Origin of the sequence: Pseudomonas sp. BCRC 81390 (assembly GCF_030341915.1) — a bacterium.
Taxonomy (GTDB): Bacteria; Pseudomonadota; Gammaproteobacteria; order Pseudomonadales; family Pseudomonadaceae; genus Aquipseudomonas.
Genome location: NZ_JATAAG010000040.1, coordinates 1 through 229, shown reverse-complemented (window position 1 = coordinate 229; position 229 = coordinate 1). Strand labels below are relative to the sequence as shown.

At 49.3% G+C, this 229-nt stretch carries 1 rRNA gene; it reads left to right on the top strand.

Annotated features, from left to right (window positions below):
• Positions 1-229 (top strand): 23S ribosomal RNA (locus QSV36_RS14260); the annotation flags it as partial.

Here is a 229-nt window from a genome sequence, read left to right as displayed (position 1 = left end):
CGTGGTAGCCTGCGATAAGCTTTGGGGAGTCGGCAAACAGACTGTGATCCAGAGATCTCTGAATGGGGGAACCCACTCAGCACAAGCTGAGTATCTTGTACTGAATACATAGGTACAAGAGGCGAACCAGGGGAACTGAAACATCTAAGTACCCTGAGGAAAAGAAATCAACCGAGATTCCCTTAGTAGTGGCGAGCGAACGGGGACCAGCCCTTAAGTTGATTTGAGA